Raw genomic sequence first — 17,536 nt, forward strand, 5'->3', positions numbered from 1 at the left:
ACGATTTTGGTACGGCGGATGGTCATGCACAGACTCCTATAGTGAAGCGCAGCGAAAGGCTACTCCTGAATCGCGCTGTAGTCATTGTTCCGTTGCACTACCTGCAAGGCACGCAGGGTGGCATATGAACGGGCAAGGTATCCTGGCAAAAGGCTGTGAAGATTTGCGGGCAAAGGCCGATACACTGGCATCAAAGGAGATCCCCCATGCGAGCCCTCATCGTTTTAGCCCTGGCGGCGGCCAGCACCGTCGGCTGCACCCGCTGGTCCATGGACCATCACCTGAACAACGCCTACCGCGCCTACGACCGGGGCGATTGCCAGAAGGTCATGCTGGAGTTGTCGCAGGTCGACCGCACCAGCCGCGCCCGCCCGTTCATCCACCCGGAAGTGTCGCTGCTGCGTGGCCAGTGCCTGGAACGCCAGCAGCTGTACGTGGATGCTGCGCAGACCTACGAGTACCTGATCCAGCAGTATCCGAACAACGAATACGCCTTCCGCGCCAAGGCGCGCCTGCAGACCCTGGAGAAGCTGGGCCACTACCGCAGCGGCCAGACGGCGGTGGCCAGCCCTGTGAATACCTCTCCTTGGCGTTAACACCAAGGTGTCGATAAATTCATGGGATTTGCACAGCGAGCTGCGTTAACCTGTAACTAAGTTGTTACAACAATCGCCAGTACCTTGCATTCCTGGCATCGGGTACGGACTGCACTTGTGACCATGTTCAACAAGCGCCATATCGAACGCCATCAACTGCCCTGCGCGCTGAGGGTGTTCAATCGCTTCACCGATCAGCCGATCGGCCAGTTGGGTAATGCCTCCGAAGACGGGCTGATGGTGATCAGCCAATTGCCTGTGCTGGTCGGGCCGGATTACGAACTGCAGCTGCGCGTGCCGCTGGCCGGTGGCGGCTTGCAGTTCATCAACCTGACCGCCAGTTGCCTGTGGTGCCGCGAAGACCAGACGCCGGGCCATTACGATTCGGGCTTCATGCTGCTGCAGGCGCCGCGCGAGTACGATGACTTCGTGCGCTCGCTGCGTGACTATTTCAGTTTCCTCCCGGCCAACGCTTCCGTCTGAGGCGTGGTCCGCTAGAATCGGGTCAACCTCGCTTCAGGATGACCCCGTGACTTCCAGCATTTTCTGGCACGACTACGAAACCACCGGCATCAACCCGCGCTGCGACCGGCCGCTGCAGGTGGCTGGCGTGCGCACCGACCTCGACCTCAACGAGATCGAGGCACCGATCAACCTTTATTGCCGCCCCTCCGACGACATACTGCCGCACCCGGCCGCTTGCCTGGTGACCGGCATCACCCCGCAGCAACTGGCCACCCAAGGCTTGTGCGAAGCCGAGTTCATGACCCGCGTGCATGAGCAACTGGCGCGCCCAGGCACCTGCAGCGCGGGTTACAACACCTTGCGCTTTGACGACGAAGTGACCCGCTACAGCCTCTATCGCAACTTCTTCGACCCCTATGCCCGCGAATGGCAGGGCGGCAACAGCCGCTGGGATTTGATCGATGTGGTGCGCACGGCCTATGCGCTTCGCCCGGAAGGTATCGAATGGCCGCAACAGGATGGGCGCACCAGCCTGCGCCTGGAGTTGCTGAGCAAGGCCAACGGCATCGACCACGGGCATGCGCACGAAGCGCTTTCCGACGTGCGGGCAACCATCGCCCTGGCGCGCTTGATACGGCAAAAACAACCCAAACTGTATGAATGGTTGTTCCAGTTGCGCAGCAAACACAAAGTGATGGAGCAGGTGCGTTTGTTGCAACCGCTGGTGCATATTTCCGGGCGCTTTTCGGCGGCGCGTCATTACCTGGGTGTGGTCTTGCCCCTGGCCTGGCACCCGCGTAATCGCAATGCACTGATTGTGTGCGACCTGCATCAGGAAACCCTACCGTTATTAAGGGAAAGTGCCGAGGTACTTCGTCAGCGCTTGTATACGCGGCATGACCAATTGGCAGAAGGGCAATTACCGGTGCCGCTCAAGTTGGTGCAGATCAACCGTTGCCCGGTGCTGGCGCCGTTGTCGGTATTGCGCCCGGTGGATCAGCAACGCCTGGGTATCGACTTGCCACAGTTGCAGGCACGTGGTGAAGCGCTGGCCAATCAACAAGAGGCGTGGCACGACAAGCTGGCACATATTTATGGGCAGGAAGAGTTTGCCCCGAATGAAGACCCTGAACAGCAATTGTATGACGGATTTCTCGGCGACCGGGACCGGCGCCTGTGCGAGCAAGTTCGCACACTGGACCCTGCACAATTGGGGCATGGCCATTGGATGTTCGACGACCCGCGCATGCCTGAGTTGCTGTTCCGTTACCGCGCTCGAAACTTCCCCGAGACCTTGAACAGCGACGAGCGCCAGCGTTGGCATGCGTTCTGCCAGCAGCGCTTGAGTGACCCTGTGTGGGGCGCGCCCAATACCCTGGGCGACTTCGAGCAGGCCCGGCAGAGCGCCTGGGCCGATGCCGACGAGGCCGGGCGCCGGGTGCTGGAAGCCTGGCAAGTGCATGCCCGCAGGTTGTCGGAACAATTTGCCATCAACCATTGAGGCACAAACGAAAAACGCCGGCAGCGTGCCGGCGTTTTTCATTTCAACAAACGGGGCGAGTGTGGACTATCAGTCCAGCAGGGTTGCCCAGCCTTCAACCACATCACCACCCCATTTGGCTTTCCATTCTTTCAGGGTCTTGTGGTTGCCGCCTTTGGTTTCGATCACTTCACCATTGTGCGGGTTCTTGTATTGCTTGACCTTGCGAGCACGCTTGGTGCCAGTGGTCTTGACTGCGCCACGCGGGGCTTTGCTCAGTTTCGACTCTGGGTCGAGCAGAGCGATGACATCACGCAGCGACTTGGAGTATTCACCCATCAGCGTGCGCAGTTTGCCTTCGAACTCCAGTTCTTTTTTCAGCTTGTCATCCTGCGACAGGTTGGCCAGGCGGGCCTGAAGTTCCTTGATGGCTTCTTCGGTAGCGCGGTACTCGTTGATCAGGGACATGGAGTGTTCCTTAATGCGTGTTCAGAAATGTGTGGGGCAATAATAGACAGGCCATACACTCAAGTAAACATATTAATACCCGGCCGAACTGTTAATTACCCTGTGACAAATTATCTCAACATTAAGAAATTTTTACATAAGCCTGGTCAATTGCCCGGGCATGTGCGCAAGCCACTTGATAGCGGGCGCAAGGGGACGCATCGGCCACGCCGGGTTACCGGTCGGTGCAATGCTTACTGCGTTTTTTGGGCCGGGCCGCTAGAATGAGCGCCTTTGCGAAGTTCTGGAGTCTTATTCATGCGCACCTATCGTCTGGTGATCGCCTGCCCCGACCGTGTTGGCATCGTGGCGAAAGTCAGTAATTTCCTGGCCCTTTACAATGGCTGGATCAACGAAGCCAGCCACCACTCCGATGAACAGAGTGGTTGGTTCTTCATGCGCCATGAAATTCGCGCCGAATCGTTGCCGTTCGGTATCGAGGCCTTCCGCGAAGCCTTCGCGCCGATCGCCGAAGAGTTCTCCATGACTTGGCGTGTTACCGATTCTGCGCAGAAAAAGCGCGTGGTGCTGATGGCCAGCCGTGAATCGCATTGCCTGGCCGACCTGCTGCACCGCTGGCACACCGACGAGCTGGATTGCGAGATTCCTTGCGTGATTTCCAACCACAACGACCTGCGCAGCATGGTCGAGTGGCATGGCATTCCGTTCTTCCACGTGCCGGTCGACCCCAAAGACAAGGCGCCGGCGTTTGCCGAAGTGTCGCGCCTGGTCCAGGAGCATGCCGCCGATGTGGTGGTGCTGGCGCGCTACATGCAGATTCTGCCGCCGCAGCTGTGCCAGGATTACGCCGAAAAGGTCATCAACATCCACCACAGCTTCCTGCCTTCGTTCGTCGGCGCCAAGCCTTATCACCAGGCTGCCCTGCGCGGCGTGAAACTGATCGGCGCCACCTGCCACTACGTGACCGAAGAGCTGGACGCCGGCCCGATCATCGAGCAGGACGTGGTGCGCGTCAGCCACGCCGACAGCATCGAGGACATGGTCCGCTTCGGCCGCGATGTGGAGAAGATGGTGCTGGCCCGCGGCCTGCGTTATCACCTGGAAGACCGCGTGCTGGTGCACGGCAACAAGACCGTGGTGTTCGACTGATTCGAGCATAGGGCCGCTTCGCAGCCCAATCGCCGGCAAGCCGGCTCCCACCGTTACTGCACAAGGCATCTGTGGGAGCCGGCTTGCCGGCGATTGGGGCGCACAGCGCCCCGAGGAGTCCCCTTGGCGAATTCCCGCAACAAGCCCGCTGCCACAACTCCCCCCACCCTCGGTGAAGGCTGCCTCGCGCGCTACGACCCCGACGCCCTCGATGACGACGACGGCACCGACTTCCCAGGCGCCGCCGAACTCTGGCGCCAGCTCAACCCGCCTGACCCCGCCAGCGCTCCAGCAGCGGACGCGCCAGCAGGTAGACGAACACCGGCCCGCCCGCCAGCAGATAAAAATAGTAAGTAACCGCACGCCAGATCAGGATCGCCGCTGCGGCTGTCGAGCTGCCGACCATCGGCGCCAGCAGGCTCGCCGACGTCAGTTCGGCAGCCCCCGCACCGCCCGGCATCAGGCTGAACTGCCCGGCGCTGAGCGACAGCATCTGCACCAGAAAGCTCGGCACCCACGACAGCTCCACGCCCAACCCCCTCAACACCAGGTACAGCACGCTGTAGCGCAGGCTCCAGTGCGCACAGGTGAGGGTGAACACCAGCGCCAAGGTGCGCTTGGGCAGCCGCCAGGTCTGGGCCAGGGCGGCGACGAAGTGCAAGAACTTGCGCGCCCAGCGCCGCTTGCGCCGTGGGGCCACGCCCAGGCGCTGCAGCAGCCGGCCATTGAAACGCATCAGCTGGCGCCGATAACGCAGCAACGCCACGACCACCGCCAGTGCGCAGCTCAGCAGCAAGGCGCTGCCCAGCAACAGGCTCTCCTGGCTGCGCCCCAGGCTGTGGAACAGGGCATAGCCGGCGATGGCCAGCATCGCGCAGAAGAAGAACAGCAAGTCGTTCAGCTGGTCCATGGCGAACACCGCGCCACTGCGGGCCGGGCCAATGCGGTCGCGGGCGAGCAAGGCCATCAGCGTCAACGGCCCACCGCTGCCACCGGGCGTGGTGCAGATGGCGAATTCGGTGGCCATCACCACGCCAAGGCTGCGCATGTGGCCAAGTTTGGCCCCGTGCTGGCCGAGCAGCAGGCGCAGGCGCAAGGCGTTGATCACCCAGCACAGCAGGATCATCCCGAGCAGGGTGAGCATCAGGCCGGGGTCGAAGGCCTGCAGCCTTGGCAGCAGCTCGCTGCCGCCGAGCAAGGCCGGCACCAGCAGGGCGCAGAGCAGGGCCAGGCCGAGCCAGGCCAGGCGATTCATGCGAGCACCTGGCGCTCCAGCCAGGCCGATTTGGTCAAGGGTTCACGGCCTTGCTGCAACAAGGTTTCGAGCGTCGTCAGCCAGTAATTGCGCGACGAGCGGTGGCGCATGTCCACCGGGTGCAGGCCGAGGCGCAAGGTATCTGCTTCGCGCCAGCGTTGCTGCTGCCAGTTGCAGACCACCCGTGACAGGCCCCGGCGCCAGGCGCTGCGGGCGCTCCAGACCAGCCCGGGGGCATCGAAGGCGGTGAAGTCGGGCAAGCGATACAAATGCTGCGGTGTGCTGGTGTAGCGCAGCGGCAATTGGCACAAGGCCTGGCGCGTGCCCTGGCTCATCAGCCAGGCCGGGGCGACGAAGCCTGCCACCGGCCAACCCTGCCGGGCGAACAGCGCCAGGCCCTGTTCCAGGCGCTGCAGCGCCTGGGCCTGGTCCAGCGCATAGAACTCGCCTTCGTGGGTGTAGAGGCGGCGCATGAAATACTCGCCTAGGCTGCGCGGCGTGGGGCCGTCGTCGGCGTGGTAGAAGCCATGCAGGGCCAGTTCGTCGCCGCGCGCCAGGCGCTTTTCGAGCAGCCGGCAAAAGGTCGGTGAGCGTGCCAGGGGGGTGCGGTGGTGAAAGTCCGGCACCACCAGCCAGGTCATCGGCACGTTGCCCATTTCGTCGACCGCCTGCACGAATGGCTGGTAGTCCGGCCAGGTTTCCGGGGCGATGTCGTGCAGCACCAGCATCAGGCTGCGCGACGAACCTTCGGCCTCAGCCATGGGCGCGCACCTGCGGCTGGTGGCCGAGCACGGCCTGGTAATGCTGGAGCAGGCCGCTGACCACGTTGTCCCACGAGTAATGCTGCTCGACATGCTGGCGAGCCTGGGCACCGAGCTTGCGCACCCCCTCTTCGAACGCTTCGCGCACGGCCGTGGCCATGGCCCGGCCATCGTTGGCGTTGCACAGGCGCCCGCACTGTTCGTTGACGATTTCGCTGAAGGCGCCGGCGCGTACCGCTATCACCGGCGTGGCGCTGGCCATCGCCTCGAGGATCACCAGGCCGAAGGTTTCCTGGTCGCCGGCATGCACCAGCAGGTCGGCGCTGGCCACCAGCCGGGCGACCTCCTCGAGCGGGCAGAAGTGGTCGATCACACTGACGTTGCCAGGCACGCTGGCCGGCATGTTCGAGCCCACCAGCAGCAAGTGGTAGGGGCGCCCCAGGTGCTGCATGCAGTCGAGCAGCACCGGCAGGTTCTTTTCCCGCGAGCCACGGCCGGCGAACACCAGCAGCCGGCTGGTATCGGGGATGCCCAGCTGGGCGCGCAACTGCGGGTCGCGGCGTGCCGGGTTGAAGGTGGCCAGGTCCACGCCCAGGCGTTGCACGTGCACGTCGCGCACGCCCAGGCGGCGCAGCTTGTCGGCCATCACCTGGCTTGGCGCCAGCACCCGGTCGAAATTGCCGTAGAGCTTGCTGACATAGGCTTCGACATTGGGCGTGAACCAGTTGCCCATGCGGTTGCTGACCAGCAGCGGCAAGTCGGAGTGGTAGAAGCCGATCACCGGCACGTCCAGCTGGCGGCGCGCTTCGAGTGCGGCCCAGGCGGTCAGGTAGGGGTCGCCGACTTCGATCAGGTCGGGCTTGAGGCGGCGCAGCACCGTGCACCAGGGGCCCAGGCGCACCGGGAAGCGGTAGCCGTTGCCAAAGGGCAGGGGCGGGGCCGGTACCTCGTACACGCCATTGGTGTGGCGGGCACTGGGGCCTGGGATCAGCAGGCTGTGGCGCACGCCCTGGAGGGCGTCGAGGCGATGGTGTTTGGCATCAAGATAAGTCCGTACGCCGCCGCTGGCGGGGGCATAGAACATGGTGATGTCAGCGATGTGCACGATCAGCATCCCTCCGGGATCGTCTTCGGGTCTGTCATGCGGCGGTAATAAAGCCGACGATGACGCGCCTAAAGGTTGACCTTCCTGAAGGATAGTTTGTTCGATCGGGTTGAGCTGGGGGGAGGGGGGGCAGCCATCGCCGGCAAGCCGGCTCCCACAGGGCTGGGTGGGGAGCCGGCTTGGCGGTGATGAGCGCGGGTCAGATGCGGAAGCTGCCGACCAGCTGCTTCAGGCGCGAGGCCTGCTGCTCGAGGTCCGAGCACGCGCGCAGGGTGGCCTGCAGGTTCTCGACGCCCTCCTGGTTGAGCATGTTGATTTCGTTGATGTCCATGTTGATCGAGTCGACCACGGCGGTCTGCTCTTCGGTGGCCGTGGCCACCGACTGGTTCATGCCGTCGATCTCGCCGATGCGCACGGTGACGCTGTCCAGGCGTTCACCGGCCTGGTTGGCGATCTGCACGCTGTCCTGGCTGTGGCGCTGGCTCTGGCCCATGGTCTCGACCGACTCGCGGGCGCCGACCTGCAGCTCTTCGATCATGCTCTGCACTTGCTGCGCCGATTCCTGGGTGCGGTGGGCCAGGTTGCGCACTTCATCGGCCACCACGGCGAACCCGCGGCCGGCTTCACCGGCACGTGCGGCTTCGATCGCGGCGTTCAGCGCCAGCAGGTTGGTCTGCTGGGAAATGCTGGTGATCACCTCGAGAATCTGGCCGATGTTGACGGTCTTGCTGTTGAGCGTCTCGATGTGTGCGCTGGAGGTGACGATCAGGTCGGACAAGCGGTTCATCGCCGCGATGTTGCGCTCGACCACCTGCTGCCCTTCCTCGGCCAGCAGGCGTGCAGAGGTTGCGTGCTGCGAAGCCTGGGCGGCGTTGCCGGCGATCTCCTGGGCGGCGGCGCCCAGTTCGTTGATGGCGGCGGCGACACTGTTGGTGCGGTTGGACTGCTCGTCGGAGTTGGTCATCGACGAGTTGGAGGCGCTGATCACCCGCAGGGCCACTTCGTTGACCTGCTCGGTGGCCGAGGACACTTCGCGGATCGAGCCGTGGATCCGCTCGACGAAGCGGTTGAAGGCGGTGCCCAGCACGCCGAATTCGTCGTGGTTGTGGATGCTCAGGCGCTTGGTCAGGTCGCCTTCGCCTTCGGCGATGTCTTCCATGGCGCGGGTCATGGTCAGCAGCGGTTGCATCAGCACACGGATCAGCAGGCCCAGCAGGCCGATGATGATCACCACCGCCACCACGGTGGCGATCACCGCCGAGGTGCGGAAGGTGCTGAGCATGGCGAAGGCCTTGTCCTTGTCCACCGACAGGCCGATGTACCAGTTGGCCGAAGGCAGGCCCTTGATCGGGGTGAAGGTCAGCAGGCGGGTCTGGCCGTCGGCCTGCACTTCGGTCAACTCGCCGGACAGTTTCGGCGTGTGCTGCGGGAACAGGTCCGACAGCGACTTCATGACCATCTGCTGGTCGGGGTGAACCAGCACCTTGCCCTGGTCGTTGACCAGGAAGGCGTAGCCCATGCCGCCGAAGTTCAGCGAGTTGATGATCTGCACCAGGCCGTCGAGGGCCAGGTCACCGCCGACCACGCCAACACTGGAGGAAACCTTGCTGAGGATGCCGATGACCATCTTGTTGGTGGTCATGTCCATGTAGGGTTCGGTGAGGGTCACGCCCTGGGCGTTCATGCCGTCCTTGTACCAGGGGCGGGTGCGCGGGTCGTAGCCGTCGGGCATCTTCGAGTCGGGGCGCACGCTGAAACCACCGTCGACCTTGCCCAGGTAGACCGTCAGAAAACTCGAGATCAGTGCGCGCTGGCCCATCAGGGTTTCGGCCTGCTCGGGTTGCTGGGCAATGTTCTGCGCCAGGTTTTCCACCAACTTGATGCGGCCTTCGAACAGGTTGCGAATGTTGGTCGAAGTGGACTCGCCCATTTCAGCCAGATAATTCTCCAGATTCTCGCGGATCGCATTACGCTGGAGGTAATCGTTGTAGAGGGTAAACAGGCTGAAGGCGAGCATCACGATCAGTGATGCCGCCAAAAGAATCTTGTGGCTGAAACGAAGGCTTTTGTTCATGGCGTAATCGGTTCCGCTAAGGTTTTTATCGGGCGTTCGCACGAATACAGCAGTAAAACAGTGCAACATCCCGGGAAGTCCTTTGGGTTGTTCCTGTCTTCAATGGCGAATATCACCCCGAGGTATCGGCCACTAAGTGTTAAAGCTTGAGAAGAGGATCAAAAAGATGTCGGATTCTTCGACCATAGTTATCGGCGCAGGCACGGATGGCGAGCCGGTCAAGCAAGCCATGCGCCTGGCCAATCGCCATGGGTTGGTGGCGGGTGCCACCGGTACCGGCAAGACCGTGACCTTGCAGCACCTGGCGGAAGTGTTCAGCGATGCTGGCGTGGCGGTGTTCGCGGCGGATGTCAAAGGCGACCTGTGTGGCCTTGGCGCCGCCGGCGCCCCGCAGGGCAAAGTGGCCGAGCGCATAGCCGGGATGCCCTGGCTCGACTATGGGCCGCGTGCCTACCCGGTCACCTTGTGGGACATCGCCGGGCAATCCGGCCATCCGCTGCGCACCACCCTCAGCGAAATGGGGCCGTTGTTGCTCGGCAATCTCTTGGAGCTGACCGACAGCCAGCAGGCCGCTCTTTATGCGGCGTTCAAGGTAGCCGACCGGGAAGGGCTGCTGCTGCTCGACCTGAAAGACCTCAAAGCGCTGCTCGCGCACCTGAAGGACAACCCGCAACTGCTCGGCGATGACAGCGCCCTGATGACCAGCGGCTCGACCCAGGCTCTCTTGCGGCGCCTGGCAACCCTGGAGCAGCAGGGCGCCGAGGCGTTGTTCGGCGAGCCGGCGCTGCAACTGGAAGACTTGCTCAGGCCCGACGGCGATGGGCGCGGGCGTATCCACCTGCTCGATGCCAGCCGGCTGGTGCACGACGCGCCCAAGGTCTATGCCACCTTCCTTCTATGGTTGCTGGCCGAACTGTTCGAACAGTTGCCGGAACGCGGCGATGCCGAAAAACCGGTGCTGGCACTGTTCTTCGACGAGGCGCACCTGCTGTTCAATGGCACGCCCAAGGCGCTGCAGGACCGGCTGGAGCAGGTGGTGCGGCTGATTCGCTCCAAGGGCGTGGGGGTGTATTTCGTCACCCAGTCGCCGAGCGACCTGCCCGATACCGTGCTGGCCCAGCTGGGCTTGCGTATCCAGCATGGCTTGCGTGCGTTCACCGCCAAGGAGCAGAAGTCGTTGCGCGCGGTGGCCGATGGTTTTCGCCCCAACCCTGCGTTCGACAGCCTGGCGGTGCTCACCGAGCTTGGCATCGGCGAGGCGTTGGTCGGCACCCTGGAGGAAAAGGGCACCCCGGCGATGGTGCAGCGGGTGCTGATTGCACCGCCGCAGTCGCGTATCGGCCCATTGAGCGCGGCCGAGCGGGCCGCGTTGATTGCCGGGTCGCCGTTGCTGGGGCGCTATGACAAGCCGATCGATCGGGAGTCGGCGTATGAAATGCTCACCCAGCGCAAGGGCGAGCCGGTGGAGCCGGCGCCGGTGCCCAAGGCGGATGAAGAAAGCCTGGCCGACAAGGCCGGGGAGTTTTTGCAGAGCGCGGCGGGGCAGGCGATCAAGTCGGCGGTGCGCCAGGCGGCGAACCAGTTGGGGCGCCAGTTGGTGCGGGGGTTGATGGGGTCGTTGTTGGGGGGCAAGAAGCGCTAGCTGCCTGCCCTGGCCTCATCGCCGGCAAGCCGGCTCCCACAGGTACCTCACTGAGCTTCAGGGCAGTGGGGTACCTGTGGGAGCGGGCTTGCCCCGCGAAGAGGCCGCCAAAGATCCATGAAAAAGGCGCCTAGAGGGCGCCTTTTTCATTGCAGCGGTATTGCTTAGCCCAGCGCCTTGGACGCCAGCCAGAACAGGCCGGCAGCCAGGCCCATGGAGGCAGGCAGGGTCAGCACCCAGGCCAGCAGGATGGTTTTCACCGTGCCGCCTTGCAGGCCGCTCTTGTTGGCGACCATGGTGCCGGCCACACCGGACGACAACACATGGGTGGTCGACACGGGCAGGGCAAACACGTTGGCCAGGCCGATGGCACAGGCCGCGGTGATCTGCGCCGACATGCCCTGGGCATAGGTCATGCCTTGCTTGCCGATCTTCTCGCCCACGGTCAGCACCACACGCTTCCAGCCAACCATGGTGCCCAGGCCCAAGGCCAGGGCGACGGCCACGATCACCCAGAACGGGGCGTATTCGGTGGTGGCGGTGAGGTCTTTGCGCAGCTTCTCCAGGTCAGCCTTTTCACGGGCTTCCAGGCCTGGCAGCTTGCCGACCTTCTTCGCCGTGTCGTCCAGGCACAGCAGGTAGCGGCGCACTTCGACGCGCTTGTCGGCGCTGAGGGCGCGGTAGTCGGTCACGCCCTGCAGCGAGGTCTGCAGCGCAGCGATGGTCGGCTCGGTCTGCTGCGGGTTGCAGCTGAACTGCTCCGGCAGGTCGCTTGGCTGGGCCTTGCCCAGTGCCAGGAACTCGCCCAGGGTGCCGGCGTTGCGCTGGTAGAACTGGCTCAGGTGGGTGGTGGCGTCACGGGTGCGCTCGATCTGGTAGGTGGTGCTGTTCAGGTCGAGGACGAACTTGGCCGGCACGATACCGATCAGCACCAGCATGATCAGGCCGATGCCTTTCTGGCCATCGTTGGAGCCGTGCACGAAGCTCACGCCCATGGCCGAAATCACCAGTACCAGGCGGTTCCAGAAGGGTGGGTGCTTCTTGTCGTCGAGCTTGCGGCGTTGCTCCGGGGTCTTGTGCATCTTCGACAGCGGGCGCCACCACTTCAGGCCGAGCAGCAACAGGGCTGCGACAGCGAAGCCGGCCATGGGCGAGACCACCAGCGACATGGCGATGTCGATCGCCTTCTGCCAGTTGACGCCATCACCCAGGGGGATGTCGTTGATCATGGCGTTGGCCAGGCCCACACCGAGGATCGAACCGATCAGGGTGTGCGAGCTGGAGGCGGGGATGCCGAAGTACCAGGTGCCCAGGTTCCAGGTGATGGCCGCGGCCAGCAACGAGAAGACCATGGCCAGGCCATGGCCGGTGTTCACGTTGATCAGCAGTTCCACCGGCAACAGGTGGACGATGGCATAGGCCACGCCGACACCGCCGAGCAGAACGCCGAGGAAGTTGAACACCCCGGAGAAGAATACGGCCAGGTGCGGTGGCATGGCTTTGGTATAGATGACGGTGGCTACCGCGTTGGCGGTGTCATGAAAGCCATTGATGAACTCGAAGGCGAGCACGAAGGTCAAGGCGAGCAGCAGGCTCACCAATACCCAGGCATCCAGTCCGCTGAATAAATCGATCATGAAGGTTGTCTGGCGGTCATAGGGGGGCGGGATTATGCCAGAAAACCTTGGCAATCGATGCACCCACTGCAGACCAGCGGCAGGCTTGTGAAGCGCCTCTCAATGCCTGAAAGGACGTGCTGAAACGGAAAAAGTTCCGCTAAAAAACACAAAATCAGATGAATTTCGCCAAATTTACGAAAACGGCCAGGGCGTTCCACTGTTCAAACGCTTGTATGAAATTTGTGTAATTCCATTTCATCGGCGGCCGATCGGTAAAGATCGGCGCGCCGCAAGTGGCCTGGCAGCGATCAGGGCTCGTCGCTGCGCAGTTCCTTTTCCATCTTTTCCAGTTCCTGGCTGAACACCTGATCCTGAACCGTGGCACGTTTGCGCCAGGGTTTGCGTTCCGGGTCGGGTTGAGCGGCGTAGGTGGTGACTTCGCCACCGTAAACTTCCTTGTAACGTTCAGCCTGGCGCTCGAGTTCCGCGCGCAGTTCTTCTTTCGTCACAGTAATACCTGAATGCGTGATAGTGCTGATGTTGTATGCAGGCGCTAGTTGCCCATGCACTGAGTGTGCTGGATGGCCGATGTCGGTAATGCCTGCAGTGCCGGTGTATCGATCGGTGCCAGCAGAATCGATTATAGCAATCGATAAAGTGCCAAACAGGGTTATTTACGTCCCGTTGACATCACGGTGTGCAAGTTGCCGGCGTGTGCAAACTTTGAGCGAACAAGGCGGGGTAAAGTTCAGCACGAAGGCGAGGCAGGGCAGGCGGGGAAAACAAAAACGGCCTCGCACTAGGCGAGGCCGCTGCCCGGGACTTCTACGGTGGGTACCTGACCAGTCTCTCCAAAGAAGCCACAAGTGGCAGGAGAAAGGTATAAGTAAATTTGTCAGCGGTCAATTGCGATTATCGGCCGTTCGTTCGATAATCGCACGAGCTAGCGATTTTTTTGAGGTGAGCGATGAGCGACCAAACCCAGGCCAACGAATCCGACAACCCCGAGGCGCCCCGCCCGAGTTCGCCGGCACTGGCGCCGCCGATCGTGGCTTCGCCGGCCAAGCGTATCCAGGCTTTTACCGGCGACCCTGACTTCATGACTTCGCTGGCGCGGGGGCTGGCGGTGATCCAGGCCTTCCAAGAGCGCAAGCGCCACCTGACCATCGCCCAGATCAGCCACCGCACCGAAATCCCCCGGGCCGCCGTGCGCCGCTGCCTGCACACGCTGATCAAGCTTGGCTACGCCACCACCGACGGCCGCACCTATTCGCTGCTGCCCAAGGTATTGACCCTGGGCCACGCCTACCTTTCTTCGACACCGCTGGCGGTATCGGCCCAGCCCTACCTGGACCGCATCAGCGACCAACTCCACGAGGCGGCCAACATGGCCACCCTCGAAGGTGACGACATCCTTTATATAGCGCGCTCGGCCACGGTCGAGCGGTTGATCTCGGTCGACCTGTCGGTGGGTGGGCGGTTGCCGGCCTATTGCACGTCGATGGGGCGCATCCTGCTGGCGGCGATGGATGACACCAGCCTGCGCGAATACCTCGATCGCGCCGACCTCAAGGCCCGCACCAGCCGCACCCTGCATGACGCCGAATCGCTGTTCGCCTGCATCCAGCAGGTACGGGCGCAAGGCTGGTGCGTGGTCGACCAGGAGCTGGAGCAGGGCTTGCGCTCGATCGCGGTGCCGATCTATGACGCTTCGGGCCAGGTGCTGGCGGCGCTGAATGTCAGTACCCATGTCGGGCGGGTGAGCCGCAGCGAACTGGAGCAGCGTTTCCTGCCGATTTTGCTGGCGGCCAGCCGCGATCTTTGCCATCAACTGTTTGGCTGATATGCGCTATGGGGTCGCTTTGCGGCCCCCCTGGCACTGTTTCCTGTTCGATAAACGCACAGTGTCGTTCCCGGTGAATTGCACCCCCTCCATTCGCTGATTAATGTCTTTCGCAACGGTCGGCATTGCCGACCGAACAAGAAAAACATAAGAGGCGCACCTTCATGCTCACTGTCCCTTCGCTGCCGCGGCCGCACCCGCTTGCAGTGCCATTGTTTCCAGGCTGACCCAAGCTCGCACTTGCCCGTACTTGCCCCTGCACTGTTGCAGTGGCCCGCCCGTGCCCAACTTCTGGATAACAACAATGAACAAACCCCACGCAGTCGGGCATTGCCTCGACGTACAGTCCTTCATTAATGAACAACCGCTGTCGCGTTATCAGTGGCGGGTGGTGATGCTCTGCTTTCTTATCGTCTTTCTCGACGGCCTGGACACCGCGGCCATGGGTTTCATCGCCCCTGCATTGTCCCAGGAGTGGGGCATCGATCGCGCAAGCCTGGGCCCGGTGATGAGCGCCGCGCTGATCGGCATGGTGTTCGGCGCCCTGGGTTCGGGGCCGCTGGCCGACCGTCTCGGCCGCAAGGGCGTGCTGGTGGCGGCGGTGCTGGTGTTCGGTGGCTTCAGCCTGGCCTCGGCCTATGCCAGCAACGTCGACCAATTGTTGGTGCTGCGTTTTCTTACCGGCCTGGGCCTGGGGGCCGGCATGCCCAATGCCACCACGCTGCTCTCCGAATACACCCCCGAGCGCCTCAAGTCGTTGCTGGTCACCAGCATGTTCTGCGGCTTCAACCTGGGCATGGCCGGGGGTGGTTTCATTTCCGCCAAGATGATCCCGGCTTACGGCTGGCACAGCTTGCTGGTGGTCGGTGGGGTGTTGCCGTTGCTGCTGGCGGTGGTGCTGCTGTTCTGGCTGCCGGAATCGGCGCGCTTTCTGGTGGTGCGCAACCGCGGCAATGACAAGGTGCGCAAGACCCTGGCGCCGATCGCCCCGGCCGTGGTGGCCCAGGCGGGCAGCTTCAGCGTGCCGGAACAGAAGGTGGTGGCCGCGCGCAACGTGTTCGCGGTGATCTTCTCCGGCACCTACGGCCTGGGCACGCTGCTGCTGTGGCTGACCTACTTCATGGGCCTGGTGATCGTCTACCTGCTGACCAGCTGGCTGCCGACGCTGATGCGCGACAGTGGCGCGAGCATGGAGCAGGCCGCCTTCATCGGTGCGTTGTTCCAGTTCGGTGGCGTGCTCAGCGCCGTGGCGGTCGGCTGGGCCATGGACCGCTTCAACCCGCACAAGGTCATTGGCGTGTTCTACCTGCTGGCGGGGGTGTTCGCCTATGCGGTGGGGCAGAGCCTGGGCAACATCACCGTGCTGGCCACGTTGGTACTGGTTGCCGGCATGTGCGTGAACGGCGCGCAATCGGCCATGCCTTCACTGGCGGCACGCTTCTACCCGACCCAGGGGCGTGCCACCGGAGTGTCCTGGATGCTCGGCATCGGCCGCTTCGGCGCCATTCTGGGGGCATGGAGCGGGGCGACGCTGCTGGGTCTTGGGTGGAACTTCGAACAGGTGCTGACGGCGCTGCTGGTGCCGGCGGCATTGGCGACGGTCGGGGTGATCGTGAAGGGCTTGGTCAGCCACGCCGATGCGACGTGAGTGGGCCAGGCGGAGATAGGTAGGGGCGCAATAATCGGTTCGATAATCGCACGAATAGTCGATTATCGGATTGTAAGGCCCCCACCTCTCTCCTTAATCTGAACGCAACGTAGCACCCTGACCAGGAGTCTCCAAATGGCTGCAATTCTCCCGCTTCACGAAGCCGTGAAGCAGTTCATCCAGGACGGCGATACCGTCGCCCTCGAAGGCTTCACCCACCTGATCCCGACTGCCGCCGGCCACGAGATCATCCGTCAGGGCAAGCGCGACCTGACCCTGGTGCGCATGACCCCGGACCTGATCTACGACCAGCTGATCGGCGCCGGCTGCGCCTCCAAGCTGATCTTCTCCTGGGGCGGCAACCCGGGTGTCGGTTCGCTGCACCGCCTGCGCGATGCCGTCGAGAAGCAGTGGCCGCACGCCATCGAGATCGAGGAGCACAGCCACGCCGACCTCGCCAACGCCTACGTTGCCGGTGCCTCCGGCCTGCCGTTCGCGGTGCTGCGTGCCTACGCCGGCTCCGACCTGCCCAAGGTCAACCCACTGATCAAGAGCGTCACCTGCCCGTTCACCGGCGAAGTGCTGGCGGCGGTGCCGTCGGTACGCCCGGACGTCACCGTGATCCACGCGCAGAAGGCCGACCGCAAGGGCAACGTGCTGCTCTGGGGCATCCTCGGCGTGCAGAAGGAAGCGGCCCTGGCGGCCAAGCGCTGCATCGTCACCGTCGAGGAAATCGTCGATGACCTGCAGGCGCCGATGAACGCCTGCGTGCTGCCGACCTGGGCCCTCAGCGCGGTGTGCCTGGTGCCCGGTGGCGCCCACCCGTCCTATGCCCACGGCTACTACGAACGTGACAACCGCTTCTACCAGGCATGGGACCCGATCGCGCGCAACCGCGAAACGTTCACCGCCTGGATCGACACCTACATCCGTGGCACCGCCGACTTCAACGCATTCAAGGCCAAGCTGGCCAGCACCGCGGAGGCTGCACAATGAGCTACTCCACCTCTGAAATGATGACCGTGGCCGCTGCCCGCCGCCTGCGCAACGGCGCCGTATGCTTCGTTGGCATCGGCCTGCCGTCCAAGGCCGCCAACCTGGCGCGCCTGACCTCGTCGCCCGACGTGGTGCTGATCTACGAGTCCGGCCCGATCGGGGCCAAGCCGAGCGTGCTGCCGCTGTCGATCGGTGATGGCGAGCTGGCCGAAACCGCCGACACCGTGGTGCCCACCGGCGAGATCTTCCGCTACTGGCTGCAAGGCGGGCGCATCGATGTCGGCTTCCTTGGCGCTGCCCAGGTCGACCGCTTCGGCAACATCAACACCACCGTGGTCGGTGACTACCACGCGCCCAAGACCCGCCTGCCAGGTGCCGGTGGTGCGCCGGAGATCGCAGGCTCGGCCAAGCAGGTGCTGATCATCCTCAAGCAGT

Annotated in this window: 16 protein-coding genes and 1 pseudogene; 9 read left to right on the plus strand and 8 right to left on the minus strand. The window is 63.3% G+C overall.

The window, feature by feature from the left end; all coding sequences use genetic code 11:
• The first annotated feature begins 206 nt into the window (after positions 1-206).
• From B3E94_RS14820 to sbcB, 3 genes are all read left to right on the plus strand, one after another.
• Positions 207-596, plus strand: coding sequence for a tetratricopeptide repeat protein (locus B3E94_RS14820; RefSeq protein WP_176511884.1), 390 nt, complete (start codon positions 207-209; stop codon positions 594-596).
• A 123-nt stretch (positions 597-719) separates the two neighbouring features.
• Entirely contained in the window at positions 720-1,079 is a 360-nt protein-coding gene (locus B3E94_RS14825; protein WP_176511909.1) for a PilZ domain-containing protein, read from the plus strand.
• A 46-nt stretch (positions 1,080-1,125) separates the two neighbouring features.
• Positions 1,126-2,562, plus strand: a complete 1,437-nt coding sequence (gene sbcB, locus B3E94_RS14830; protein ID WP_286914087.1) for an exodeoxyribonuclease I — start codon at positions 1,126-1,128, stop codon at positions 2,560-2,562.
• 69 nt (positions 2,563-2,631) lie between these two features.
• On the opposite strand, the gene mvaT is transcribed toward sbcB, so the two are convergent.
• Entirely contained in the window at positions 2,632-3,009 is a 378-nt protein-coding gene (gene mvaT, locus B3E94_RS14835) for a histone-like nucleoid-structuring protein MvaT (protein ID WP_176511882.1), read from the minus strand.
• A 297-nt stretch (positions 3,010-3,306) separates the two neighbouring features.
• On the opposite strand from mvaT, the gene purU reads away from it, so the two are divergent.
• Entirely contained in the window at positions 3,307-4,158 is an 852-nt protein-coding gene (gene purU / locus B3E94_RS14840) for a formyltetrahydrofolate deformylase (RefSeq protein ID WP_008097675.1), read from the plus strand.
• Positions 4,159-4,420: 262 nt separating this feature from the next.
• On the opposite strand, the gene B3E94_RS14850 is transcribed toward purU, so the two are convergent.
• The 5 genes and pseudogenes from B3E94_RS14850 to B3E94_RS25625 form a co-directional block, all read right to left on the minus strand.
• The gene (locus tag B3E94_RS14850; protein ID WP_286914090.1) at positions 4,421-5,413 is read right to left on the minus strand and encodes a lysylphosphatidylglycerol synthase transmembrane domain-containing protein; all 993 of its coding nucleotides are present in this window, start codon (positions 5,411-5,413) and stop codon (positions 4,421-4,423) included.
• Positions 5,410-6,174 (minus strand): DUF2334 domain-containing protein, encoded by a 765-nt coding sequence (locus B3E94_RS14855; RefSeq protein WP_286914091.1) that lies wholly within the window; start codon positions 6,172-6,174, stop codon positions 5,410-5,412. Before B3E94_RS14855 ends, B3E94_RS14850 begins: the two co-directional genes overlap by 4 nt.
• Entirely contained in the window at positions 6,167-7,288 is a 1,122-nt protein-coding gene (locus tag B3E94_RS14860) for a glycosyltransferase family 4 protein (RefSeq protein WP_286914093.1), read from the minus strand. Before B3E94_RS14860 ends, B3E94_RS14855 begins: the two co-directional genes overlap by 8 nt.
• 190 nt (positions 7,289-7,478) lie before the next feature.
• Positions 7,479-8,243, minus strand: a complete 765-nt coding sequence (locus B3E94_RS25620) for a methyl-accepting chemotaxis protein (RefSeq protein ID WP_371871925.1) — start codon at positions 8,241-8,243, stop codon at positions 7,479-7,481.
• Positions 8,244-8,336: 93 nt separating this feature from the next.
• A pseudogene (locus B3E94_RS25625) lies at positions 8,337-9,422 on the minus strand (cache domain-containing protein); the annotation flags it as partial.
• Between the two features lie 97 nt (positions 9,423-9,519).
• Between B3E94_RS25625 and B3E94_RS14870 the strand changes: the two are divergent.
• Entirely contained in the window at positions 9,520-10,995 is a 1,476-nt protein-coding gene (locus B3E94_RS14870; RefSeq protein ID WP_176511877.1) for a helicase HerA-like domain-containing protein, read from the plus strand.
• 164 nt (positions 10,996-11,159) lie between these two features.
• Here B3E94_RS14870 and B3E94_RS14875 read toward each other — a convergent pair whose 3' ends face one another.
• Together B3E94_RS14875 and B3E94_RS14880 are read right to left on the minus strand one after the other, a co-directional pair.
• Positions 11,160-12,632 carry an inorganic phosphate transporter gene (locus tag B3E94_RS14875; protein ID WP_176511876.1) on the minus strand — a complete coding sequence of 491 codons (1,473 nt, stop codon included), beginning with the start codon at positions 12,630-12,632 and terminating at the stop codon, positions 11,160-11,162.
• 290 nt (positions 12,633-12,922) lie between these two features.
• Entirely contained in the window at positions 12,923-13,123 is a 201-nt protein-coding gene (locus B3E94_RS14880) for a hypothetical protein (protein WP_176511875.1), read from the minus strand.
• A gap of 458 nt (positions 13,124-13,581) precedes the next feature.
• Here B3E94_RS14880 and pcaR point away from each other — a divergent pair, with 458 nt between their 5' ends.
• From pcaR to B3E94_RS14900, 4 genes are all read left to right on the plus strand, one after another.
• Positions 13,582-14,457 carry a pca regulon transcriptional regulator PcaR gene (gene pcaR, locus B3E94_RS14885; RefSeq protein ID WP_236193445.1) on the plus strand — a complete coding sequence of 292 codons (876 nt, stop codon included), beginning with the start codon at positions 13,582-13,584 and terminating at the stop codon, positions 14,455-14,457.
• 304 nt (positions 14,458-14,761) lie between these two features.
• Positions 14,762-16,105: an MFS transporter gene (locus B3E94_RS14890; RefSeq protein WP_286914095.1), complete on the plus strand. Its 1,344-nt coding sequence runs from the start codon at positions 14,762-14,764 to the stop codon at positions 16,103-16,105.
• A gap of 135 nt (positions 16,106-16,240) precedes the next feature.
• Positions 16,241-17,101 (plus strand): CoA transferase subunit A, encoded by an 861-nt coding sequence (locus B3E94_RS14895; RefSeq protein ID WP_176511873.1) that lies wholly within the window; start codon positions 16,241-16,243, stop codon positions 17,099-17,101.
• Positions 17,098-17,536, plus strand: a 439-nt coding sequence (locus B3E94_RS14900; RefSeq protein ID WP_286914096.1) for a CoA-transferase subunit beta, incomplete at its 3' end; no start/stop codon positions are given. The genes B3E94_RS14895 and B3E94_RS14900, both read left to right, overlap by 4 nt.

The sequence above is a fragment of the Pseudomonas sp. UBA6315 genome, assembly GCF_002438125.1.
Taxonomy (GTDB): Bacteria; Pseudomonadota; Gammaproteobacteria; order Pseudomonadales; family Pseudomonadaceae; genus Aquipseudomonas; species Aquipseudomonas faucium.

Coding starts and splice junctions, on each gene's coding strand:
- B3E94_RS14820 (WP_176511884.1), top strand. CDS start 207: ATGCGAGCCCTCATCGTTTTAGCCCTGGCGGCGGCCAGCACCGTCGGC.
- B3E94_RS14825 (WP_176511909.1), top strand. CDS start 720: ATGTTCAACAAGCGCCATATCGAACGCCATCAACTGCCCTGCGCGCTG.
- mvaT (WP_176511882.1), bottom strand. CDS start 3,009: ATGTCCCTGATCAACGAGTACCGCGCTACCGAAGAAGCCATCAAGGAA.
- purU (WP_008097675.1), top strand. CDS start 3,307: ATGCGCACCTATCGTCTGGTGATCGCCTGCCCCGACCGTGTTGGCATC.
- B3E94_RS14850 (WP_286914090.1), bottom strand. CDS start 5,413: ATGAATCGCCTGGCCTGGCTCGGCCTGGCCCTGCTCTGCGCCCTGCTG.
- B3E94_RS14855 (WP_286914091.1), bottom strand. CDS start 6,174: ATGGCTGAGGCCGAAGGTTCGTCGCGCAGCCTGATGCTGGTGCTGCAC.
- B3E94_RS14860 (WP_286914093.1), bottom strand. CDS start 7,288: ATGCTGATCGTGCACATCGCTGACATCACCATGTTCTATGCCCCCGCC.
- B3E94_RS25620 (WP_371871925.1), bottom strand. CDS start 8,243: ATGACCAACTCCGACGAGCAGTCCAACCGCACCAACAGTGTCGCCGCC.
- B3E94_RS14870 (WP_176511877.1), top strand. CDS start 9,520: ATGTCGGATTCTTCGACCATAGTTATCGGCGCAGGCACGGATGGCGAG.
- B3E94_RS14875 (WP_176511876.1), bottom strand. CDS start 12,632: ATGATCGATTTATTCAGCGGACTGGATGCCTGGGTATTGGTGAGCCTG.
- pcaR (WP_236193445.1), top strand. CDS start 13,582: ATGAGCGACCAAACCCAGGCCAACGAATCCGACAACCCCGAGGCGCCC.
- B3E94_RS14890 (WP_286914095.1), top strand. CDS start 14,762: ATGAACAAACCCCACGCAGTCGGGCATTGCCTCGACGTACAGTCCTTC.
- B3E94_RS14895 (WP_176511873.1), top strand. CDS start 16,241: ATGGCTGCAATTCTCCCGCTTCACGAAGCCGTGAAGCAGTTCATCCAG.